Source organism: Pseudomonas putida (genome assembly GCF_002906855.1).
GTDB lineage: Bacteria > Pseudomonadota > Gammaproteobacteria > Pseudomonadales > Pseudomonadaceae > Aquipseudomonas > Aquipseudomonas putida_N.
In genome coordinates this window covers 413,370-434,475 of record NZ_MINI01000048.1, presented here as the reverse complement: position 1 = coordinate 434,475, position 21,106 = coordinate 413,370, and the positions used below count along the sequence as shown (strand labels likewise).

21 protein-coding genes are annotated in these 21,106 nt (G+C 63.1%); 14 read left to right on the top strand and 7 right to left on the bottom strand.

Annotated elements, in window-relative coordinates; translation table 11 throughout:
* Nucleotides 1-31 precede the first annotated feature (31 nt).
* From mreB to tldD, 8 genes are all read left to right on the top strand, one after another.
* Entirely contained in the window at nucleotides 32-1,069 is a 1,038-nt protein-coding gene (gene mreB / locus BGP85_RS24765) for a rod shape-determining protein MreB (RefSeq protein ID WP_003255163.1), read from the top strand.
* Nucleotides 1,070-1,275: 206 nt separating this feature from the next.
* Entirely contained in the window at nucleotides 1,276-2,268 is a 993-nt protein-coding gene (mreC, locus tag BGP85_RS24760; RefSeq protein ID WP_374755344.1) for a rod shape-determining protein MreC, read from the top strand.
* Nucleotides 2,268-2,756 carry a rod shape-determining protein MreD gene (gene mreD, locus BGP85_RS24755; protein WP_103445582.1) on the top strand — a complete coding sequence of 163 codons (489 nt, stop codon included), beginning with the start codon at nucleotides 2,268-2,270 and terminating at the stop codon, nucleotides 2,754-2,756. Before mreC ends, mreD begins: the two co-directional genes overlap by 1 nt.
* A 30-nt stretch (nucleotides 2,757-2,786) precedes the next feature.
* Nucleotides 2,787-3,398: a Maf family protein gene (locus tag BGP85_RS24750; protein ID WP_103445581.1), complete on the top strand. Its 612-nt coding sequence runs from the start codon at nucleotides 2,787-2,789 to the stop codon at nucleotides 3,396-3,398.
* Between the two features lie 54 nt (nucleotides 3,399-3,452).
* Entirely contained in the window at nucleotides 3,453-4,910 is a 1,458-nt protein-coding gene (rng, locus tag BGP85_RS24745) for a ribonuclease G (protein ID WP_103445580.1), read from the top strand.
* An 88-nt stretch (nucleotides 4,911-4,998) separates the two neighbouring features.
* Nucleotides 4,999-8,808: a YhdP family protein gene (locus tag BGP85_RS24740; RefSeq protein ID WP_103445579.1), complete on the top strand. Its 3,810-nt coding sequence runs from the start codon at nucleotides 4,999-5,001 to the stop codon at nucleotides 8,806-8,808.
* A gap of 14 nt (nucleotides 8,809-8,822) precedes the next feature.
* Nucleotides 8,823-9,674 carry a carbon-nitrogen hydrolase family protein gene (locus tag BGP85_RS24735; protein WP_103445578.1) on the top strand — a complete coding sequence of 284 codons (852 nt, stop codon included), beginning with the start codon at nucleotides 8,823-8,825 and terminating at the stop codon, nucleotides 9,672-9,674.
* Nucleotides 9,675-9,676: 2 nt separating this feature from the next.
* Complete coding sequence (gene tldD / locus BGP85_RS24730) at nucleotides 9,677-11,116, top strand: metalloprotease TldD (RefSeq protein WP_103445577.1); 1,440 nt, start codon at nucleotides 9,677-9,679, stop codon at nucleotides 11,114-11,116.
* A 41-nt stretch (nucleotides 11,117-11,157) separates the two neighbouring features.
* On the opposite strand, the gene yjgA is transcribed toward tldD, so the two are convergent.
* On the bottom strand, nucleotides 11,158-11,679 hold the full coding sequence (gene yjgA, locus BGP85_RS24725) for a ribosome biogenesis factor YjgA (RefSeq protein ID WP_103445576.1): 522 nt from the start codon (nucleotides 11,677-11,679) through the stop codon (nucleotides 11,158-11,160).
* A 109-nt stretch (nucleotides 11,680-11,788) separates the two neighbouring features.
* Between yjgA and pmbA the strand changes: the two genes are divergently transcribed.
* The 6 genes from pmbA to BGP85_RS24695 all read left to right on the top strand — a co-directional run bounded on the left by pmbA (nucleotide 11,789) and on the right by BGP85_RS24695 (nucleotide 17,043).
* Nucleotides 11,789-13,135: a metalloprotease PmbA gene (gene pmbA / locus BGP85_RS24720; protein ID WP_103445575.1), complete on the top strand. Its 1,347-nt coding sequence runs from the start codon at nucleotides 11,789-11,791 to the stop codon at nucleotides 13,133-13,135.
* A 127-nt stretch (nucleotides 13,136-13,262) separates the two neighbouring features.
* On the top strand, nucleotides 13,263-13,664 hold the full coding sequence (locus BGP85_RS24715) for a FagA protein (protein WP_103445574.1): 402 nt from the start codon (nucleotides 13,263-13,265) through the stop codon (nucleotides 13,662-13,664).
* Nucleotides 13,657-15,033, top strand: coding sequence for a class II fumarate hydratase (locus tag BGP85_RS24710; protein WP_103445573.1), 1,377 nt, complete (start codon nucleotides 13,657-13,659; stop codon nucleotides 15,031-15,033). Before BGP85_RS24715 ends, BGP85_RS24710 begins: the two co-directional genes overlap by 8 nt.
* Before the next feature lie 30 nt (nucleotides 15,034-15,063).
* The gene (locus tag BGP85_RS24705) at nucleotides 15,064-15,525 is read left to right on the top strand and encodes a hypothetical protein (RefSeq protein WP_103445572.1); all 462 of its coding nucleotides are present in this window, start codon (nucleotides 15,064-15,066) and stop codon (nucleotides 15,523-15,525) included.
* Between the two features lies 1 nt (nucleotide 15,526).
* Entirely contained in the window at nucleotides 15,527-16,138 is a 612-nt protein-coding gene (locus BGP85_RS24700; protein WP_103445571.1) for a superoxide dismutase, read from the top strand.
* A gap of 11 nt (nucleotides 16,139-16,149) precedes the next feature.
* The gene (locus BGP85_RS24695) at nucleotides 16,150-17,043 is read left to right on the top strand and encodes a ZIP family metal transporter (protein ID WP_103445570.1); all 894 of its coding nucleotides are present in this window, start codon (nucleotides 16,150-16,152) and stop codon (nucleotides 17,041-17,043) included.
* Between the two features lie 30 nt (nucleotides 17,044-17,073).
* Here BGP85_RS24695 and BGP85_RS24690 read toward each other — a convergent pair whose 3' ends face one another.
* The 6 genes from BGP85_RS24690 to BGP85_RS24665 all read right to left on the bottom strand — a co-directional run bounded on the left by BGP85_RS24690 (nucleotide 17,074) and on the right by BGP85_RS24665 (nucleotide 21,019).
* Nucleotides 17,074-17,394: a helix-turn-helix domain-containing protein gene (locus tag BGP85_RS24690; RefSeq protein WP_103445569.1), complete on the bottom strand. Its 321-nt coding sequence runs from the start codon at nucleotides 17,392-17,394 to the stop codon at nucleotides 17,074-17,076.
* Nucleotides 17,395-17,511: 117 nt separating this feature from the next.
* Nucleotides 17,512-17,784 carry an HPr family phosphocarrier protein gene (locus tag BGP85_RS24685; protein WP_103445568.1) on the bottom strand — a complete coding sequence of 91 codons (273 nt, stop codon included), beginning with the start codon at nucleotides 17,782-17,784 and terminating at the stop codon, nucleotides 17,512-17,514.
* A 20-nt stretch (nucleotides 17,785-17,804) separates the two neighbouring features.
* Entirely contained in the window at nucleotides 17,805-18,659 is an 855-nt protein-coding gene (gene rapZ / locus BGP85_RS24680) for an RNase adapter RapZ (protein WP_103445567.1), read from the bottom strand.
* Between the two features lie 2 nt (nucleotides 18,660-18,661).
* Nucleotides 18,662-19,126, bottom strand: coding sequence for a PTS IIA-like nitrogen regulatory protein PtsN (gene ptsN, locus BGP85_RS24675; protein WP_103445566.1), 465 nt, complete (start codon nucleotides 19,124-19,126; stop codon nucleotides 18,662-18,664).
* Nucleotides 19,127-19,138: 12 nt separating this feature from the next.
* Complete coding sequence (hpf, locus tag BGP85_RS24670; RefSeq protein ID WP_003255135.1) at nucleotides 19,139-19,447, bottom strand: ribosome hibernation-promoting factor, HPF/YfiA family; 309 nt, start codon at nucleotides 19,445-19,447, stop codon at nucleotides 19,139-19,141.
* A gap of 78 nt (nucleotides 19,448-19,525) precedes the next feature.
* A complete protein-coding gene (locus BGP85_RS24665) occupies nucleotides 19,526-21,019 on the bottom strand; it encodes an RNA polymerase factor sigma-54 (protein WP_103445565.1) in 1,494 nt (497 codons plus the stop codon).
* Between the last annotated feature and the right edge of the window lie 87 nt (nucleotides 21,020-21,106).

The window sequence follows — 21,106 nt, the reverse complement described above, 5'->3', positions numbered from 1 at the left end:
TTACCCACGCTTTCCCCAGGGTCACTTTCCCATGTTCAAGAAACTGCGTGGCATGTTTTCCAGCGATCTTTCCATCGACCTGGGGACTGCCAACACCCTTATTTACGTGCGTGAGCGCGGTATCGTCCTGAATGAGCCCTCGGTTGTTGCCATCCGTACCCACGGCAACCAGAAAAGCGTCGTCGCCGTCGGTACCGAAGCCAAGCGCATGCTGGGCCGTACGCCAGGTAACATTGCTGCCATTCGTCCGATGAAGGACGGCGTCATCGCCGACTTCAGCGTTTGTGAAAAAATGCTGCAGTACTTCATCAACAAGGTTCACGAAAACAGCTTCCTGCAGCCGAGCCCACGCGTGCTCATCTGTGTGCCGTGCAAATCGACCCAGGTAGAGCGCCGTGCCATTCGCGAGTCGGCCCTGGGTGCCGGTGCCCGTGAAGTGTTCCTGATCGAAGAGCCGATGGCCGCTGCCATCGGTGCCGGCCTGCCGGTCGAAGAAGCCCGCGGCTCGATGGTCGTCGATATCGGTGGCGGTACCACCGAAATCGCACTGATCTCGCTGAACGGCGTGGTCTATGCCGAGTCCGTCCGCGTAGGCGGCGACCGCTTCGACGAAGCCATCGTCACCTACGTGCGCCGCAACTACGGCAGCCTGATCGGCGAATCCACCGCCGAGCGCATCAAGCAGGAAATCGGCACCGCCTACCCGGGCGGCGAAGTGCGCGAAGTCGATGTGCGCGGCCGTAACCTGGCCGAGGGCGTACCACGTGCCTTCACCCTGAACTCCAACGAAGTCCTGGAAGCCCTGCAGGAATCCCTGGCGACCATCGTCCAGGCGGTCAAGAGCGCCCTGGAGCAGTCGCCGCCGGAGCTGGCCTCCGACATCGCCGAGCGCGGCCTGGTGCTGACAGGTGGTGGCGCACTGCTGCGCGACCTCGACAAGCTGCTGGCCCAGGAAACCGGCCTGCCGGTGATCGTCGCCGAAGACCCGCTGACCTGCGTCGCCCGTGGCGGCGGTCGCGCTCTGGAGATGATGGACAAGCACGCGATGGACCTGCTCTCCAGCGAGTGATCCCCGCTGCTTTCGAAAGCCCGGTTTACAGGTAGCACGCGCAGTGCTACCTGTATGCGCTGGCTGGCGTCCATCCGGGCGTCGTTTCCGTCAACCCGCAACCAGGCTGGTGCGTTGTCCCATGTCCAATGACCTCCTGAGTCGTCCACGAGGAACGGCCCATTAAACCGCTTTTCTCCAAGGGCCCTTCGCTGGGCGTTCGCCTGCTGGTACTGGTGGTGCTGTCGGTCGCGTTGATGGTTGTCGATGCGCGTTTCGACGTGCTCAAACCGGTGCGCAGCCAGATGGGCCTGGTGCTTATGGAATCGTACTGGATCACCGACCTGCCGCAGCGAGCGTGGCAAGGCGTGGCCGGCCAGTTCGGCAGCCGCACCGAGCTGATCGCCGAAAACGAAAAACTCAAGACCGAAGCTTTGTTGCTGCAGGGGCGCCTGCAGAAGCTGGCGGCCCTGACCGAGCAGAACGTGCGCCTGCGCGAGCTGCTCAACTCCTCGGCGCTGGTCAACGAGAAGGTTGAAGTGGCCGAGCTGATCGGTGTCGACCCCAACCCGTTTACCCACCGCATCCTCATCAACAAGGGCGAGCGCGACGGCGTGTTCCTCGGCCAGCCGGTGCTCGATGCCCGTGGCCTGATGGGCCAGGTGGTCGAACTGATGCCGTATACTTCGCGCGTCCTGCTGCTGACCGACACGACCCACAGCATTCCGGTGCAGGTCAATCGCAACGGCCTGCGCGCCATCGCCAGCGGCACCGGTAACCCGGAGCGCCTCGAACTGCGTCATGTCGCCGACACCGCCGACATCAAGGAAGGCGACCTGCTGGTGAGTTCCGGCATGGGCCAGCGCTTCCCGGCCGGCTACCCGGTGGCCACGGTCAATGAAGTGATCCACGATTCCGGCCAGCCGTTCGCCATCGTCCGCGCCATTCCTACTGCCGCGCTCAACCGCAGCCGCTACATGCTGCTGGTGTTCAGCGACCGCCGGACCCCGGAGCAACGCGCCACCGACGCTGCCATCGCCCAGGAAGAAGCCGATCGCAAAGGCACCGGCCAACCTGCTGCCAATGCCGAGCATCCGGCAGCGGCTCCGGCGGCCTCGGCTACCGCGCCCGCTCCGGGCCAGCCACCTGCGGCCCCGGCCGCAGCGCCTGCCAGCCCCGCCGCCGCACCGGCGGCACCCGCCCATCCACGGAGGCAATGATGGCCAAGTCGCGCCGTAATCACGGTTGGGTCATCTGGCTGACGTTCGCCATTGGCCTGCTGCTCAGCGTCTCGCCCATGCCGCAGTTCCTCGAAGTGTTCCGGCCCATGTGGCTGGCAATGCTAGTGTCGTTCTGGACCTTGAACGTGCCGAACAAGGTTGGCATGACCACCGCCTTCGTCCTGGGCCTGGCCGAGGATGTACTGTACGGCACCTTGCTGGGGCAGAACGCGTTCATCCTCACCCTGATCACCTTCCTCGTACTGTCGCTGCAGCAGCGCCTGCGTATGTTCCCGCTGTGGCAGCAGAGCCTGGTGATCCTGGTGATCTTCGGCATCGCCCAGCTGATCCAGCTGTGGCTTAGCGCGCTCACCGGCAACCGCCTTCCGACCCTGGCGCTGGTCTGGTCTGCCGTGATCAGTGCCTTGCTCTGGCCATGGATCAGTTTCGCCCTGCGCGACCTGCGCCGACGTTTGCATATCAACTGACGGCGCTGCCACTGACAGGGAGATGTCTTAATGAAACCCCTCTATCTTGCCTCCGGCTCACCGCGCCGGCGTGAATTGCTCGGCCAGATCGGCGTGCCGTTCACCGTCATCAGTGCACCCATCGATGAAACTCCGCTGCCGGGCGAACGCGCCGAGGCCTATGTCGAGCGCCTGGCCCGGGCCAAGGCCGAAGCCGGCCTGGCCACTCTGCAGGGCCCTGCCGTGGCGCTTGGCGCCGACACTGCGGTGGTGCTCGATGGTCGTATTCTCGGCAAACCGGAAAACCGGGAACATGCCCTGGCGATGCTGGCCGACCTGGCTGGCCGCGAGCACCAGGTGCTGACAGCGGTGGCCTTGAGCGATGGCCAACACTGCGAGAGCCTGTGCGTCAGCAGCACTGTGCGTTTTCGCCCTGTCGATGCCGCAGAAGCCGAGCGCTATTGGGCCAGTGGCGAACCTGCGGACAAGGCGGGGGGCTACGCCATCCAGGGCCTGGGCGCGGTGTTTGTCACCGGGCTAGAAGGCAGTTACTCGGCGGTGGTCGGCCTGCCCTTGAGCGAAACGGCCGACATGCTCGCCCGGTTCGGTATCGCCTGCTGGCAGGTACCGGCGCTTTTGCCAGAGGTAACAAACCAGCGGTAGCCAGTACGGCACGCGCGATCCATCATTACCGAAGACCTTTGACGAGAGCCTGCCATGAGTGAAGAGATCCTGATCAACATCACCCCGATGGAATCGCGTGTGGCGGTGGTGGAAAACGGGGTGCTGCAGGAAGTGCATGTCGAGCGCACCCAGCGCCGCGGCATCGTCGGCAATATCTACAAGGGCAAGGTGGTGCGGGTGCTGCCAGGTATGCAGGCGGCCTTTGTCGACATCGGCCTGGAGCGCGCGGCGTTCATCCATGCGTCGGAAATCTCCCAGCGCGAAGGCTCGGCGGTAGAGAACATCACCGCGCTGGTGCACGAGGGCCAGGCCCTGGTGGTGCAGGTGACCAAGGACCCGATCGGCACCAAGGGGGCACGCCTGACCACCCAACTGTCGATTCCCTCGCGTTACCTGGTGTACATGCCTCGCAGCAGCCATGTCGGCATTTCCCTGAAGATCGAAGATGAAGCCGAACGCGACCGCCTCAAGCAGGTGGTCAGCGACTGCATGGTCAGCGAGAATATCAAGGACGCCGGGGGCTTCATCTTGCGTACCGCCGCCGAGGGCGCGCGGGCCGAAGAAATCCTCCAGGACATCCGCTACCTGCGTCGCCTGTGGGAGCAGATCGGCAGCCAGATCCAGACCTGCGGCGCGCCCATGGTCATTTACGAAGACCTTGGTCTGGCCCTGCGCACGCTGCGCGACCTGGTCAACCCGAAGATCGAGAAGATCCGCATCGACTCGCGGGAAACCTTCCAGAAAACCACACAGTTCGTCGCCGAACTGATGCCGGAAATCGCCGATCGGCTGGAGCATTACCCAGGCGAGCGGCCGATCTTCGACCTGTATGGGGTTGAGGACGAAATCCAGCGTGCCCTGGAGCGCAAGGTGCCGCTCAAGTCCGGTGGCTACCTGGTGGTCGACCCGGCCGAGGCGATGACCACCATCGACGTCAACACCGGTGCCTTCGTCGGCCACCGCAACCTCGAAGAAACCATCTTCAAGACCAACCTCGAGGCCGCCACGGCCATTGCCCGGCAGCTGCGCCTGCGCAACATCGGCGGGATCATCATCATCGACTTCATCGACATGGAAGACGAAGAGCACCAGCGCCAGGTGCTGCGGACCCTGGAAAAGCAGCTGGAACGCGATCACGCCAAGACCAACATCATCGGCATCACCGAGCTGGGCCTGGTGCAGATGACCCGCAAGCGCACCCGCGAAAGCCTCGAACAGGTCCTGTGCGAGCCCTGCGTCGCTTGCCAGGGCCGTGGCAAGCTGAAGACCCCCGAAACCATCTGTTACGAGATCTTCCGCGAAATCCTCCGCGAAGCCCGTGCCTACCAGGCTGAAGGCTATCGCGTGCTGGCCAACCAGAAAGTAGTCGATCGCCTGTTGGACGAAGAGTCTGGCAACGTTGCCGAGCTGGAAACCTTCATTGGTCGAACCATTCGCTTCCAGGTCGAGTCGATGTATTCGCAGGAACAATATGACGTGGTGCTGCTCTGAGGATTTCTTATACCCGCCCTGGATGGTACTGGCTGGCAAAATCGGCACGTCAGGCCATGATGGATAAACGACCTGGAGGGCCAAGGCCATGGGACGTCTGAACCGCGTTCTTGTCGCCTTGACCCGCTGGGGGCTGGGCATTTGCGCCCTGCTCGCGGTATTGGTGGCGTTGTATGTCAGCCTCGGTCGCGAGCTGGTGCCACTGGTGGCCGAATACCGTGCCGACGTCGAAAGCAAAGCCGAACAGGCGCTGGGCCTGCCCGTGCATGTGGGGGCTCTGGAAGGGCGCTGGAGTGGCTTGGCGCCTGTATTGCGCGTGCGCGACCTGCAGCTGGGCGAGGGCGCATCGGCCCTGCGCCTGGATGACGTCAAGGTGGTGCCCGACCTGTGGGCCAGCCTGACCTCCCGTGAAGTGCGCCTGGCGCGTATCGAACTCGGTGGCCTGCAGCTGATTCTGCGCGAAGACGAGCAGGGGGCCTGGGCCCTCGAAGGGCTGCCGAAAAAGGACGACGCGCCGTTGGACCCTGCCGAGCTTTTGCAGCGCTTGCGCCAACTGGGCCGCATCGATGTGTTCGATAGCCAGGTCACCCTGCAGCCTTGGCAGCGGGATCCGCTGACCCTTACCTATGTCAGTGTCGGCCTGCAGGCCGGCGCATCACGCCAGGCCCTCGACCTGCGTGCCACCTTGCCCGACGGCCAGCCGCTGGCGATCAATCTGCGCAGCCGGGTAAACACCAAGGCCTGGCGCGAAGGCGAGGTCGAGGCCTACCTGAGCCTCCCACAAAGCGACTGGGCGCGCTGGTTGCCGCCTGGTTTGCAGGGCCAGTGGCGGGCTGAAGCGTTGAAGGCCGGTGGCGAGTTCTGGGTCGACTGGAGCAAGGGCCAGTTGCAGCAGGCGGTGGTCCGTCTCAATGCCCCGCAGTTGCGCGGTGCCTACGCCGGGCGCAAGGCCGTGGCCCTGGACAATCTTGCCGTTTCTGCCTGGTTCCAGCGCCGCGATCAAGGCTTCGATGTGGTGGTGGATTCACTCGCTGCGAGCATCGGCAAGACGCGCTGGGAATCGCACCTGCAAGTGAACCAGCGGCTGGGCGATGACCCGGCGGACGAAACCTGGCAAGTGCAGGCTGACCGCCTTGATCTCACTCCCTTGACCCCCTTGATCGATGCATTGGCCCCCTTGCCAGACAAGCTCATGACAGTGGTCGATGCGCTGAAAGTCACCGGGGCCCTGCGCAACGTTCGCCTGGAAGCACGGCCAAAAGCCGAGGGCGACCAGCGCCTGCAGTTTGCTGCCAACCTGGAGCGGGTCGGTTTCGATGCCTATCATGGTGCACCGGCGGCCGGTAATGTCAGCGGCAGCATCAGCGGTGACCTCGGGCATGGCGAGCTGCGTCTGGATACCGACGCCTTCATGCTGCACCTGTATCCGATCTTCGCCAAACCCTGGCAGTACCAGAAGGCCAATGCGCGCCTGACCTGGGCATTGGACAAGCACGGTTTCACCCTCATCGCACCCTACCTCAAGGTGCTGGGCGAGGAAGGCAAGATTGCCGGCGACTTCCTGATTCGCCTGCTGTTCGACGAAGGCGCCGAAAGCTACATGGACCTGCGCGTCGGCCTGACCGAAGGCGATGGCCGTTACACCGCCAAGTACCTGCCGCAAGTGCTGAGCCCGGCCCTCGACGAATGGTTGCGCAGCGCCATCGTCAAAGGCAACGTCGACCAGGGCTACTTCCAGTACCAGGGCTCGTTGAACCACGGTGCCACGCCGGAATCTCGCAGCATCAGCCTGTTCTTCAAGGTCCACGATGCCGCACTGGACTTCCAGCCAGGCTGGCCGCAGGTGCAGCAGGTGGATGGCGATGTGCTGATCGAAGACAGCGGCGTGCGCATCAAGGCCAGCAAGGGCCTGCTGCTCGACACCAAAGTCAGCGACGTCAGCGTGAACATTCCCCATGTCGACAGCGGCCAGCACAGTCACCTGTACCTTGACGGCAATTTCGACGGCAGCCTCGGCGATGGCTTGAAGATTCTCAAGGAAGCGCCGATCGGCACGGGCGAGATCTTCGCCGGCTGGGAAGGCGAGGGCCCACTCGAGGGCAAGCTCAAGCTCGACGTACCCCTGGCCCACGGCGAGCGGCCAAAAGTGCTGGTGGACTTCGCCACTGCCGACGCACGCCTGAAGGTGGCCCCGCCCAGCCTGGACCTGACGCACCTGAAGGGCGACTTCAGCTTCGACTTCGACAAGGGGCTGAGCGGCAAGAACATCAGCTTGCAAGTGTTCGGCAAGCCGGCCACTGCGCAGATCAGCGCCGAGGGCCAGCCTGGGCAGATGCAGACGCGCATCAACGCAAGTGGCCGGGCTTCGCTGAAGTCCCTGACCGACTGGCTGCAGTTCAAGCAGACCTTGCCCGCCTCCGGCGATCTGCCGTACCAGTTGCAGGTCAATCTGGGTAGCCGTGACAACAGCTTGAATGTCAGTTCTTCGCTCAAGGGGCTGACCATCGACCTGCCGGCCCCCTTCGGCAAGGCGGCCGCGGATACTCGCGACACCCGTTTCAGCATGAACCTGCAAGGGCCTGAGCGGCGTTTTGATGTGGCTTACGCCGACCTGGCTCGTTTCGCCTACGCCGCCCCGGCCGACAAGCTGGGCCAGGGCCGTGGCGAATTGCTGCTTGGAGCTGGCCAGGCGCAACTGCCAACGGGCCAGGGGTTGCGGGTGAAGGGGCGGCTGGAAAGCCTGGACCTGGGCCCTTGGCAGGAACAGGCCGCACGCTTTGCCGGTAACGACCCCGGTGGCAATGCCCGGCAGAACCTGCAGGGTGTGGACTTGAGCATCGGCCAGCTGAAAGCCTTCGGCATGAGCCTGAACCAGGCCGTGGTGCGCCTGACCCGAGGCGCCGCCGCCTGGGACCTGCGCCTGGACAGCAAGGAAGTCATCGGTAACGCGCGCGTGCCGGATGCCAAGGCTGCGCCGATGGTCGTGCGCCTGCAGACCCTGCGGCTGCCGCCGGCCGACCCGGCTGAGACGCAATCGGAAGAAGGCCCTGACCCGCTGGCTTCGTTCGACCCGCGCAAGGTGCCGGCTCTGGACCTGAGCATCGACAAGCTGTACCGCGGCGACGACCTGTTCGGCAATGCCGCGCTGAAGCTGCGCCCGACTGCACGGGGGGTGGCGGCGCAGGACATCGACCTGGATTTCAAAGGCCTGCATGTCGATGGCAGTGGCGGTTGGGAAGGCCAAACCGGGGCCACCAGCAGCTGGTACAAAGGCCGACTCGATGGCAAGAACCTCGCCGATGTGCTCAAGGCCTGGGGTTTCGCTCCGACCGTGACCAGCCGCGATTTCCGCCTGGATGTCGACGGCCGCTGGCCCGGTTCGCCGGCCTGGGTCGGCCTCAAGCGCTTCTCTGGCAGTATGGATGCCGCCTTGCGCAGCGGTCAGTTCGTCGAAGTGGAAGGTGGCGCCCAGGCCCTGCGTGTGTTCGGCCTGCTCAACTTCAACTCGATTGGCCGGCGACTGCGCCTGGACTTCTCCGACCTGTTCGACAAGGGCCTGGCTTACGACCGGGTCAAGGGCCTGCTGGTGGCCAGCAGCGGTGTCTACGTGACCCGTGAGCCGATCGCCGTGACCGGGCCGTCGAGCAACTTCGAGCTGGATGGCACGCTGGACTTGGTGCGCGACCGGGTCGCTGCCAACCTGCAGGTGACCCTGCCGGTGACCAACAACCTGCCGCTGGCCGCGCTGATCGTCGGTGCGCCAGCGGTCGGCGGCGCGCTGTTCCTGGTCGATCGGCTGATCGGCGACCGGGTGTCGCGTTTCGCCAGCGTGCACTATCGCGTCGAAGGCCCGGTGAAAGAGCCTAAAATCACCTTTGTGAAACCGTTCGATAAATAACTTCGGGAGTGCCCATGAAGGCAGCGGTCATCCAGATGGTCAGCCAGGACGATGTGCTGGCCAACCTGCAGCGTGCGGGCGCCCTGCTCGAGCAGGCGGCCTTGGGCGGTGCACGGCTGGCGGTGCTGCCGGAAAACTTCGCGGCAATGGGACGCAAGGATGCCGCTGCCATCGGCCGCGCCGAAGCCATGGGCGAAGGTCCGATCCTGCCATGGTTGAAACGTACCGCACGCGACCTCAGATTATGGATTGTTGCCGGTACCTTGCCGCTGCCGCCACAAGGCCAGCCAGACGCCAGAGCCCATGCCTGTTCGCTGCTGATCGACGAACACGGCGAAGTGGTGGCGCGCTACGACAAGCTGCACCTGTTCGACGTGGATGTGGCCGACAACCGTGGTCGCTACCGCGAGTCCGATGACTATGCCCATGGCGCGCGGGTGGTGGTGGCCGATACGCCGGTAGGCCGCCTGGGGCTCAGCGTATGTTACGACCTGCGCTTCCCCGAGCTGTACAGCGCCTTGCGCGCTGCAGGCGCGGAGCTGATCACGGCACCGGCCGCCTTCACTGCGGTCACAGGTGCTGCGCATTGGGAAGTGCTGATCCGTGCCCGGGCCATCGAGACCCAGTGCTATGTGCTGGCGGCGGCCCAGGGCGGTACTCATCCAGGCCCGCGGGAAACCCACGGCCATGCGGCGATCGTCGACCCTTGGGGGCGGATCGTCGCAGAACAGGCGCACGGCGAAGCGGTATTGCTCGCCGAGCGCGACATTGATGAACAGGCGTCCATCCGGGCGCGCATGCCGGTCACCACGCACCGGCGCTTTTTCTCGCAGGACGCCTTGCGGCCTGCGCACACCTCGGAGTGACTATGAGCCAGATGTTATCCACCGTCAGCGAGCAGCTCCTGGCCCCGGGCGGACTCACCCTCGACAGCCTGCAGAGCGTGCTGGGCGAACTGGCCGGCCCCGGCATTGACGCCGCGGACCTGTATTTCCAGGGCCAGATCTCGGAAACCTGGGCGCTGGAGGACGGCATCGTCAAAGAAGGCAGCTTCAACCTCGACCAGGGTGTGGGCGTGCGTGCCCAGTCCGGCGAGAAGACCGGCTTCGCCTACAGCAATGCGATCAACCTTGAGGCGCTGACTTCGGCGGCCCGTGCTGCCCGCTCGATTTCCCGCGCCGGCCAGAACGGCACGGTGCAGGCGTTCCGTAGCCAGGACGTCACTGCGCTGTATGCGCCGGACAATCCGCTGGATGTGCTCAGCCGTGCCGAAAAGGTCGAACTGCTCAAGCGTGTCGATGCCGCCACCCGTGCCCTCGACCCGCGTATCCAGCAGGTTAGCGTCAGCATGGCAGGGGTCTGGGAGCGCATCCTGATTGCTGCTGCCGACGGTAGCCTGGCCGCCGATGTACGCCCACTGGTACGTTTCAATGTCAGCGTCATCGTCGAGCAGAATGGCCGTCGCGAGCGTGGCGGGCAGGGCGGTGGCGGGCGTACCGACTACCGCTTCTTCACTGAAGAGCGGGTCATGGGCTATGCCCGCGAAGCGCTGCGCCAGGCGCTGGTGAACCTTGAAGCTATCCCGGCACCGGCCGGCACGTTGCCGGTGGTGCTGGGTTCCGGCTGGTCGGGCGTGCTGCTGCACGAAGCGGTCGGCCACGGCCTGGAAGGTGACTTCAACCGCAAGGGCAGCTCGGCATTCAGCGGGCGGATCGGCGAGAAGGTCGCTTCGGAACTGTGCACCATTGTCGACGACGGCACCCTCGAAGGTCGCCGTGGCTCATTGAGTGTCGATGACGAAGGCACGCCGACCGAATGCACCACGCTGATCGAGAACGGCATTCTCAAGGGCTACATGCAGGACAAGCTCAATGCACGCCTGATGGGCATGGCGGTTACCGGCAACGGTCGCCGCGAGTCCTATGCGCATCTGCCGATGCCGCGCATGACCAACACCTACATGCTGGCCGGCAAGAGCGACCCGCAAGAAATCATCGCTTCGGTGAAGAAAGGCATCTACTGCGCCAACCTCGGCGGTGGCCAGGTCGATATCACCAGTGGCAAGTTCGTGTTCTCGACCAGCGAAGCCTACCTGATCGAAGACGGCAAGATCACCGCGCCAGTGAAGGGCGCGACCTTGATCGGCAACGGGCCGGAGGCCATGAGCCGGGTGTCGATGGTCGGTAACGACCTGGCGCTGGACAGTGGAGTGGGAACGTGCGGCAAGGATGGGCAATCGGTGCCGGTAGGCGTCGGGCAGCCGACCTTGAAGCTGGATGCGATTACCGTGGGCGGTACTGGCGCTTGATGAATGTCCGGGGGCTGCAATGCAGCCCCAGACGGCGGGAGTCAGCGCAGACCGCGCTGCATCTCGTCCAGATCGCGGATGTACTTGAACACCTTGCGCGCAGCGGCAGGCGGTTTGTTCCGCGCCTTTTCGTGCTGGGCATGACGGATCAGCGAGCGCAATTGCTGGCGATCGGTCTCGGGGTAATCGTTGACGAAACGCTCGAGGTCTTCGTCGTTACCGTCGATCAGGCGGTCGCGCCAGCGCTCCAGATTATGGAAGCGCTCGTTGTACTGGCGGCTGGAGCTGTCGATTTGCTCGAGCACGGCGTGGATGGCGTCCAGGTCCTGGTCGCGCATCAGCTTGCCGACGAACGACATGTGGCGTTTGCGTGCACCGTGGGCGGTGTGCTTGCTGGCATCGGCCAGGGCCTTGCGCAGTTCGTCGGTGAGCGGCAGGCGCGCCAGGGTATCGGCCTTGACCGTGGTCAGGCGCTCGCCGAGTTCGACCAGCGCATGCAGCTCGCGCTTGATCTGGGTTTTGCTTTTTTCGCCGTCGAAGGCGTCGTCGTATGAATCAACCATGGTGGCAGTCCGCTAGAAATCGCCGCCATGATAACCAGTCGGGGGCCGCTTGTCCGTGCCCGGTCGTAGAATGACCCTCGCCGAACGCAGAATTTGAGTGGAGAAAACCATGAGTGCAGTCCAGAGCGTAGGCCCCAAGGACCTGCCAGCGTTGCAGGAGCAGGTCGAAGCGATCATTGCGCAAGCACGCAAGCAAGGCGCCAGTGCCTGCGAAGTGGCGGTATCGCTGGAGCAGGGCCTGTCCACCACGGTGCGTCAGCGCGAGGTCGAGACGGTAGAATTCAACCGCGACCAGGGCTTTGGCATCACCCTCTATGTCGGCCAGCGCAAGGGCTCGGCCAGCACCTCGGCCAGTGGCCCGGATGCCATCCGCGAAACCGTGGCCGCCGCATTGGCGATTGCCAAGCATACCTCCGAGGACGAATGCTCGGGTTTGGCGGATGCCGCGCTGATGGCCCGCGAGATCCCCGACCTCGACCTTTATCACGACTGGGACATCGAGCCGGAGAAGGCCATCGAGATGGCGCTGGCCTGCGAGGCGGCGGCATTCGATGCCGACAAGCGCATCCTCAATGCCGATGGCACCACCCTGAATACTCACCAGGGTTGCCGCGTGTATGGCAACAGCCACGGCTTCATTGGTGGCTACGCCTCGACCCGGCACAGCCTCAGCTGCGTGATGATCGCCGAAGGCGAAGGCCAGATGCAGCGTGACTACTGGTACGATGTGAACCGCCAAGGCAATCTGCTGGCCGACCCGCGTAGCATTGGCGTGCGCGCCGCCCAGCGCGCCGCCAGCCGCCTCGGTGCGCGGCCGGTACCGACCTGCGAGGTCCCCGTGCTGTTCTCCGCCGAGCTGGCGGGTGGCTTGTTCGGCAGTTTCCTGTCGGCCATCTCGGGCGGCAACCTGTACCGCAAGTCTTCGTTCCTCGAGGGTACCATCGGTCAGCGCCTGTTCCCGTCCTGGCTGACCCTCGACGAGCGTCCGCACATCCCGCGCGCACTGGGCAGCGCTGCATTCGACGGTGACGGGCTGGCGACTTACGCCAAGCCGTTCGTCGACAAAGGCGAGCTGGTGTCATACCTGCTGGGTACCTACTCCGGGCGCAAACTGGGCTTGCCGAGCACTGCCAACGCCGGGGGCGTGCACAATCTGTATGTCACCCATGGCGTAGAAGACCAGGCGGCGCTGATCCGGCGCATGGGCCGTGGCCTGCTGGTGACCGAGCTGATGGGCCATGGTCTGAACATGGTTACCGGCGATTACTCGCGCGGCGCTGCGGGCTTCTGGGTCGAGAATGGCGAGATCCAGCATGCAGTGCAGGAAGTGACCATCGCCGGCAATATGAAGGACATGTTCCAGCAGATTGTCGCGATTGGCAGTGATCTTGAAACGCGTAGCAATATCCACACAGGGTCGGTGCTGATCGAGCGGATGACGGTCGCAGGCAGCTGACATTCGCCTGAAATGCACACTGATGTTGAAACCCGGCCTTCGCGCCGGGTTTTTTTTTCATCATTGCCCAGTTGAAGTGATTCAGTTTATCACTTAATAATGAATATCATTCTCCAGTAGCCCGGCGATGATGTTCATGAAATCCGTCCTCCGCGAACTGCCTTACCTGGAAAACTGGCGCTGGCTCAGTCGGCGCATCCGCTGCGCGCTCGAGCCCGACGAACCGCGCCTGATCGAGCACTACTTGGCCGAAGGCCGTTACCTGGTGTGCTGCACGGAAACGTCGCCATGGACCGTGGCACTGACCTCCTTCCGTCTGCTGCTGGATACCGCCTGCGACCGCATGTTGCCCTGGCATTGGCGCTGCCTTTGCCTGGACCAGGCCTGGCGCCCACTGCTCGACCTGCGCAACCTCGATCGCCGCGGGCAGAACCAGCGCTGGCAGCCCTATGCCTTGCAGCTGGCCAACTGCCGGCTGCTGCCGTCTATTTCTCCCGATGAACTGATGCAAGGATCTGAAGATGAGTGATACCCGTATCGAGCGTGACAGCATGGGCGAGCTGCAGGTACCTGCCAAGGCATTGTATGGCGCCCAGACCCAGCGCGCGGTCGACAACTTCCCGATCAGCGGCCAGCGCATGCCGGCCCAGTTCATCCGCGCCCTGTTGCTGGCCAAGGCCGCTGCGGCCAAGGCCAACGTCGAGCTGGAGCAACTATCTGCAGGGCAGGGCCAGGCCATCGTCAAGGCAGTCGAGCAACTGCTGGCCGAAGATTTCATCCAGCACTTCCCGGTGGATGTGTTCCAGACCGGCTCCGGTACCAGTTCGAACATGAACGCCAACGAGGTGATCGCCACCCTGGCCAGCAGCGTGCTCGGTGAAGCGGTCAATGCCAACGACCACGTCAACTGTGGGCAGAGCAGCAACGACATCATCCCCACCACCATCCATGTCAGTGCCGCGCTGGCACTGCATGAGCAACTGTTGCCTGCGCTGAGCCACCTCGTTCAGGTGATCGAGGCCAAGTCGGCCCAGGTGCATCAGTATGTGAAGACTGGCCGTACCCACCTGATGGATGCCATGCCGGTGCGCATGAGCCAGGTGCTCGATGGCTGGGCTGCGCAGATCAATGGCGCCAAGACACACCTCGAAGCGACCCTGCCGAGCCTGCAGGCACTGGCTCAGGGTGGCACCGCGGTGGGCACCGGGATCAACGCCCACCCGCAGTTCGCTGCTGGCTTCGCACGGCAACTGAGCGGTCTCACCAAGGTCGAGTTCACCTCTGGCCATAACCTGTTCGCGCTGATCGGCTCCCAGGACACCGCCGTGGCGCTGTCTGGCCAGCTCAAGACGACTGCCGTGGCGCTGATGAAGATTGCCAACGACCTGCGCTGGATGAACTCTGGCCCCTTGGCCGGCTTGGGTGAAATCGAGCTTCAGGGCCTTCAGCCGGGCTCTTCGATCATGCCGGGCAAGGTCAACCCGGTGATCCCGGAAGCCACTGCCATGGTCGCTGCCCAGGTGATCGGCAATGACGCCACCATCGCTGTGGCCGGCCAATCGGGCAACTTCGAGCTGAACGTGATGCTGCCGGTGATCGCCCGTAACCTGCTGGAGAGCATCGAGCTGATGGCCAACGCCAGCCGCCTGTTGGCCGACAAAGCCATTGCCAGCTTCAAGGTCAACGAGGGCAAGCTCAAGGAAGCCTTGGCGCGTAACCCGATCCTGGTCACGGCGCTGAATCCGATCATCGGCTACCTCAAGGCCGCCGAAATCGCCAAGACCGCCTATCAGCAGGGCCGCCCGATCATCGATGTGGCTCTGGAGCACACCGACCTGTCGCGCGATCAGCTCGAGGCACTGCTGGACCCGGAAAAGCTCACCGCTGGTGGCATCTGACAGGCCCAAGCGCCCAGAGGAAACATCGTCATGCAGCACTGGAATCGCACGACCGAGACGGCCAACCGCCTGTTCGAACAGGGCGAGCTGGTCGACGCCCGGGAGCACTACCTGCAAGCACTGGCCCTGGCTCAGGTGCTGTTCGAGCGCTGGCATGACGTCGATGAGGCGGTGGCCGCCCTGGTCATCGCCCATCACAACCTGGCCGACCTGCACCTGCGCCTGAACCAGCCGCACGAGAGCGCCGACTACCTGTGCGCCGCGCATCAGCGATTGCTCCAGGCCAGCAAGGAAGCCCGCTTGCCGCATGCGTTGCGTAATGCTGCGCTGCGCCACAGCGGCCGCACTTACACCGAATTGCTGAATTTCATTGCCGAGTACGGCCAGTACCCGCGTACCGAGCGCCTGCTCAATCGACAAGGCGCCGAGGCCAGTGAGCTCACTACCGCGCCGAACCTGGTGCCCAGAACCCCTGCCTACGGAATCCATTGATATGCCGCATACCCTGCCCGCACTGACTTACGCCTACGATGCACTGGAACCACACATCGACGCGCAAACCATGGAAATCCACCACACCAAGCATCACCAGACCTACGTCAATGGCCTGAACGCTGCCATCGAGGGCTCCGAGTGGGCCGAATGGCCGGTCGAGAAACTGGTCGGTGCGGTCAAGCAACTGCCTGAGAACCTGCGCGGTGCAGTCATCAATCACGGTGGCGGCCACGCCAACCACAGCCTGTTCTGGACGGTCATGTCGCCCAAGGGCGGTGGTCAGCCACAAGGCCCGCTGGCCACGGCCATCGAAGCAGAGCTGGGTGGCTTCGAAGCATTCAAGGAGGCTTTCACCAAGGCGGCGCTGACCCGTTTCGGTAGCGGTTGGGCGTGGCTCAGCGTCACCCCGCAGAACAAGCTGGTGGTGGAAAGCAGCGGCAACCAGGATAGCCCGCTGATGCACGGCAATACGCCGATCCTCGGCCTGGACGTGTGGGAGCACGCTTATTACCTGAAGTATCAGAACCGTCGCCCGGAATACATTGGCGCTTTCTACAACGTGATCGGCTGGGCGGAAGTGGCTCGCCGCTATCACGAAGCCCTGAATTGAGTCGGACCGGTATGCACTCTGAGGTGATGTCTGTCAGCAGTGTGCGCCTGTTCCGGTTAGCGCTGGGAACCTTGCTCCTGCTGGCCGGCACAGCGCTGCTGCTGGCCCGTGGCATTGCCTGGCTGGACCTGGAACCGCGCATGTTGCGTGCCCTGGAGGGGGGCGTACTGTGCGCATTGGGTACGGCGCTGGGCGCAGTACCGGTGCTGGTGATTCGCAACATGCCGGTGGCCTTGGCCGATACCTTGCTGGGCTTCGGGGCGGGGGTGATGCTGGCGGCCACGGCGTTCTCGCTGATCATCCCTGGGCTGGATGCCGCCCAGGCCGTCGGTTTCAGCCCTTGGGGCGCCGGAGGCTTGATCAGCTTCGGCCTGATGCTCGGCGCCCTGTGCCTGTTTCTGGTCGACCTCAAGGTTTCCGGTGCTTCACCGGAAGTGCTGGTAGGCACCGAAAATCAGCCGGTGATCGCTGCAAGGATCTGGTTGTTCGTGATTGCCATCATCGCCCACAACATTCCCGAAGGCATGGCCATCGGAGTGTCTGCCGGCGGTGGCATGGCCGACGCTGATAGCCTGGCCATGGGCATCGCCTTGCAGGATGTGCCTGAGGGACTTGTGATAGCCCTGGTGTTGGCAGGCGCGGGAATGCCACGGTTCAAGGCGTTCCTGATCGGTGCCGCCTCTGGCCTGGTCGAGCCACTGGCTGCGGTGATCTGTGCCTGGCTGGTGAACATGGCAGAGTTGCTGCTGCCGGTGGGCCTGGCCTGCGCGGCCGGGGCGATGCTGCTGGTGGTGACCCAGGAAATCATTCCCGAGTCGCGCAGCAACGGGAATCACCGCTTGGCCAGCCTGGGGCTGTGCATCGGCTTTTGCTTGATGATGGTGATGGATACGGCAATGTCTTGAATGAAGACGAACGGGGTACCTTGGGTGGGTTCAGGCGAAGATAACTTCCACCCGACCTTCACGCCGGGAGCGAGGAGCGGCTTTCACCACGATTTGTACATCGCGGCCGAGCCGTGCCAGGCAATCAATCATCTTGGTTTCACTGATACCGCGAAATTTGCCGCGCATCATGTCGGAAACCTTAGGTTGCGGAAGGCCAAGGACTGCCGATGCTTGCACCTGGGTCATATGACGGGCCTTGATGATGCTGCAAATCTTGCTGGCGAGATGCGCCTTTACCAGCATCTCGCTGGCATTTTCACTGCCAAGGTCGCTATAGACGCTGCCGCTGCTTTCTTCGATCTCAATCATGTTTCTCTCCTCGAGAATGAGCTTCAGGTGCGACCTCAATCTATACCTATATAGGTATAAAGGCAATCGCGCAAGACTTCACCCTGACAATTGGCAGGGGATGTTACAGGTCAGGGATTACTCGCCTTCGTCGAAGTAGTTGTTGATCAACGCCACCAGCGCTTCCAGGGCGTCGGTGTCCTGCTCGCCCTCGGTCAGCAGGTGCACCTGGGTGCCCTTGCCCGCCGCCAGCATCATCACCGCCATGATGCTTTTGCCGTCCACCATCTTGTCGGGTGCGCGGCCGACGCGGACCTGGCAGGGGTATTTGCCGGCCACGCCGACGAACTTGGCTGCCGCCCGGGCATGCAGGCCCAGCTTGTTGATGATGGTGATTTCGCGGGCGGGCATCGTGCGGTGGATCCTGTGGGCTAGAGGTCGCGGTGGCGAACCTGGACGTTTTTCAGGGATTGCTGCAACAGCTGGCCGAGGCGTTCGGTAATGTAGACCGAGCGGTGGTGGCCGCCTGTGCAGCCTATGGCGATGGTGACATAGGCGCGGTTGCTGGCAGCAAAGCGTGGCAGCCATTTGAGCAGGTAGCTGGAAATGTCGTTGAACATTTCTTCGACGTCCGGCTGTGCGGCGAGGTAGTCGATGACTGGCTGCTCCAGGCCGGAATGTTCGCGCAGCTCCGGTTTCCAGTACGGGTTGGGCAGGCAGCGTACGTCGAACACCAGGTCGGCATCGACCGGCATCCCGCGCTTGAAGCCGAACGACTCGACCAGGAATGCGGTGCCGGGCTCAGGCTGATTGAGCAAGCGCAGCTTGATCGAATCGCGCAGCTGGTAGAGGTTGAGGCTGGTGGTGTCGATTTTCAGGTCGGCAAGGTCGGCAATTGGCCCCAGCAGTTCGCTTTCAACCCGGATCGCTTCTGCCAGCGAGCGGTCGGCATTGGTCAGCGGGTGGCGACGGCGGGTTTCCGAGAAGCGCTTGAGCAGCGTGTCCTCGTCGGCATCAAGATAAAGCACGTCACACTGGATGTGGCGTGCACGGGCCTCCTCGAGCAGTTCGGGAAAGCGTGATAGGTGGCTCGGCAAGTTGCGTGCATCAATACTGACCGCCACCCTTGGCTGCAAAAGCTCGGTGTTCATCAGCGCGTTCTCTGCCAGCTGTGGCAGCAGCCCCGCTGGCAGATTGTCAATGACGTAGAAACCGTTGTCTTCCAGTACATCGAGGGCGGTGCTCTTGCCGGAGCCGGACCGGCCGCTGACGATGATCAGGCGCATGTTCAGTGCTCGTTCTGGGCGTCCAGGACAACCTGGTACAGGGCTTCACTGCTACCGGCGGCACGCAGGCTATCGCGGACCTCCTTGCGATCAAGCATGCTGGCGATCTGGCGCAGCAGTTCAAGATGGGCATCGGTGGCCGCCTCTGGCACCAGCAGGACGAACAGCAGATCCACCGGGGCGCCATCGATGGCGTCGTAGTCGATCGGCGCGTCCAGGTGCAACAGCGCACTTACCGGGGCAGAGCAGCCTTCAAGTCGGCAGTGGGGAATGGCAATGCCATTGCCAAAGCCGGTCGAGCCCAGTTTTTCGCGAGCGATGAGCTTTTCGAAGACGTCTTGCATCGCAAGCCCGGGTACTTGCTCGGCAATCAGGTTAGCGACCTTTTCCAGGGCGCGCTTCTTGCTGCCGCCCGGCACGTTCACCAGGGAACGGCCGGGGGTCAGGATGGTTTCAAGTCGGATCATGGATGAGAGGGATCAGCGGGCGGCTGCACCTTGCAGCAGGCTTTGCTGTTTTTCCTTGTGTTTTTTCAGTTGGCGGTCGAGCTTGTCGGCCAAGGCGTCGATCGCTGCATACATGTCTTCGTGTTCCGCGTTGGCAACCACTTCACCGCCTGGAATCTGCAGGGTCGCCTCGACCTTCTGCTGCAGCTTCTCGACTTTCATGATGACCTGCACGTTGGTGATCTTGTCGAAGTGACTTTCCACGCGAGCGAGCTTTTCAAGCACATAATCGCGCAGTGGCTGGGTGACTTCTACATGCTGTCCACTGATATTGACTTGCATACAGCTTCTCCTTTGTTGCCCGTGCATAAAGAGGCAGGTCTTGCACCTGCCCCACAAACGCTGTGGCACATCCAGGGGCTACATCAGTCGCTTGCGCTCGCTCGACGGTGCGATGCCGAGGGACTCGCGGTACTTGGCGACGGTGCGACGGGCTACCTGGATGCCTTGTGCCTCCAGTAAACCAGCGATCTTGCTGTCACTCAATGGCTTTTTCTGATTTTCCGCGGCAACCAGTTTCTTGATGATCGCGCGGATCGCCGTAGACGAGCATTCTCCGCCTTCGGCAGTGCTGACGTGGCTGGAGAAAAAGTATTTCAGTTCGTAGATGCCACGCGGGGTATGCATGTATTTCTGCGTGGTCACCCGCGAAATGGTCGACTCGTGCATGCCCACCGCTTCGGCGATGTCATGCAGGACCAGCGGCTTCATCGCTTCGTCGCCATGGTCGAGGAAGCCGCGTTGATGCTCGACGATCTGCGTGGCGACCTTCATCAGCGTTTCGTTGCGGCTTTGCAGGCTCTTGATGAACCAGCGTGCCTCTTGCAGCTGGTTACGCATGAAGGTGTTGTCGGCGCTGGTATCGGCGCGGCGAACGAAGCCGGCGTACTGCGGGTTGACCCGCAGGCGCGGGATCGCTTCCTGGTTCAGCTCGACCAGCCAGCGGTCGCTGTCCTTGCGCACGATCACGTCGGGCACCACGTATTCCGGTTCGCTCGACTCGATTTGCGAACCTGGGCGCGGGTTGAGACTCTGTACCAGCTCGATCACCTGGCGCAGTTCGTCTTCCTTGAGCTTCATGCGGCGCATCAGCTGGCTGTAGTCGCGGCTGCCGAGCAGGTCGATGAAGTCGGTGACCAGGCGCTTGGCTTCGCTCATCCAGGGCGTGCTGGCTGGCAGTTGGCGCAATTGCAGCAGCAGGCACTCGCCCAGGGAGCGGGCGCCGACACCGGCCGGCTCGAACTGCTGGATGCGGTGCAGCACCGCTTCTACCTCGTCGAGTTCGATGTCCAGCTCCGGGTCGAAGCCTTCGCAGATTTCTTCGAGGGTGTCTTCCAGGTAGCCCTGGCCGTTGATGCTGTCGATCAGGGTGATGGCGATCAGGCGGTCGGTATCGGACATCGGGGCCAGGTTCAGCTGCCACAGCAAGTGGCTCTGCAGGCTTTCGCCGGCCGATGTGCGGGTGGTGAAGTCCCACTCGTCGTCATCGTTGCTCGGCAGGCTGCTGGCGCTGGTCTGGTAAATATCTTCCCAGGCGGTGTCGACTGGAAGCTCGTTGGGGATTCGCTCGCTCCACTCACCGTCTTCCAGGGTTTCGGCACTGGTGGTGCTTTCCTGGAAGCTGTTGTCCTGGACTTCGGCGACCGGCTTGTTTTCGGCGTTGTCCGCCATCGGGTCGCTGTTGTCGAAGTCGTCGCCGTCTTCCTGGCGTTCGAGCATCGGATTGGACTCCAGCGCTTCCTGGATTTCCTGCTGGAGGTCCAAGGTGGAGAGCTGAAGTAGGCGGATGGCCTGTTGCAACTGCGGGGTCATCGTCAGTTGCTGGCCCATTTTTAGGACGAGCGATGGTTTCATGGCTGGGGCTTAATACCTTGTTCGCCGGCGCGCATGCGCCATCCACTACACGAGGGCGCCGGAGCGCCAAATTTAAGCAAGTTTTAT

Excerpts from the sequence above, each read along its gene's own strand:
- BGP85_RS24685 (WP_103445568.1), bottom strand. The coding sequence starts at position 17,784 with ATGCCCGCCCGCGAAATCACCATCATCAACAAGCTGGGCCTGCATGCC.
- mreD (WP_103445582.1), top strand. The coding sequence starts at position 2,268 with ATGGCCAAGTCGCGCCGTAATCACGGTTGGGTCATCTGGCTGACGTTC.
- pmbA (WP_103445575.1), top strand. The coding sequence starts at position 11,789 with ATGAGTGCAGTCCAGAGCGTAGGCCCCAAGGACCTGCCAGCGTTGCAG.
- BGP85_RS24695 (WP_103445570.1), top strand. The coding sequence starts at position 16,150 with ATGCACTCTGAGGTGATGTCTGTCAGCAGTGTGCGCCTGTTCCGGTTA.
- BGP85_RS24690 (WP_103445569.1), bottom strand. The coding sequence starts at position 17,394 with ATGATTGAGATCGAAGAAAGCAGCGGCAGCGTCTATAGCGACCTTGGC.
- BGP85_RS24740 (WP_103445579.1), top strand. The coding sequence starts at position 4,999 with ATGGGACGTCTGAACCGCGTTCTTGTCGCCTTGACCCGCTGGGGGCTG.
- BGP85_RS24735 (WP_103445578.1), top strand. The coding sequence starts at position 8,823 with ATGAAGGCAGCGGTCATCCAGATGGTCAGCCAGGACGATGTGCTGGCC.
- rapZ (WP_103445567.1), bottom strand. The coding sequence starts at position 18,659 with ATGCGCCTGATCATCGTCAGCGGCCGGTCCGGCTCCGGCAAGAGCACC.
- hpf (WP_003255135.1), bottom strand. The coding sequence starts at position 19,447 with ATGCAAGTCAATATCAGTGGACAGCATGTAGAAGTCACCCAGCCACTG.
- BGP85_RS24750 (WP_103445581.1), top strand. The coding sequence starts at position 2,787 with ATGAAACCCCTCTATCTTGCCTCCGGCTCACCGCGCCGGCGTGAATTG.
- BGP85_RS24700 (WP_103445571.1), top strand. The coding sequence starts at position 15,527 with ATGCCGCATACCCTGCCCGCACTGACTTACGCCTACGATGCACTGGAA.
- ptsN (WP_103445566.1), bottom strand. The coding sequence starts at position 19,126 with ATGATCCGACTTGAAACCATCCTGACCCCCGGCCGTTCCCTGGTGAAC.
- mreB (WP_003255163.1), top strand. The coding sequence starts at position 32 with ATGTTCAAGAAACTGCGTGGCATGTTTTCCAGCGATCTTTCCATCGAC.
- rng (WP_103445580.1), top strand. The coding sequence starts at position 3,453 with ATGAGTGAAGAGATCCTGATCAACATCACCCCGATGGAATCGCGTGTG.
- BGP85_RS24710 (WP_103445573.1), top strand. The coding sequence starts at position 13,657 with ATGAGTGATACCCGTATCGAGCGTGACAGCATGGGCGAGCTGCAGGTA.
- BGP85_RS24665 (WP_103445565.1), bottom strand. The coding sequence starts at position 21,019 with ATGAAACCATCGCTCGTCCTAAAAATGGGCCAGCAACTGACGATGACC.
- BGP85_RS24705 (WP_103445572.1), top strand. The coding sequence starts at position 15,064 with ATGCAGCACTGGAATCGCACGACCGAGACGGCCAACCGCCTGTTCGAA.
- BGP85_RS24715 (WP_103445574.1), top strand. The coding sequence starts at position 13,263 with ATGATGTTCATGAAATCCGTCCTCCGCGAACTGCCTTACCTGGAAAAC.
- yjgA (WP_103445576.1), bottom strand. The coding sequence starts at position 11,679 with ATGGTTGATTCATACGACGACGCCTTCGACGGCGAAAAAAGCAAAACC.
- tldD (WP_103445577.1), top strand. The coding sequence starts at position 9,677 with ATGAGCCAGATGTTATCCACCGTCAGCGAGCAGCTCCTGGCCCCGGGC.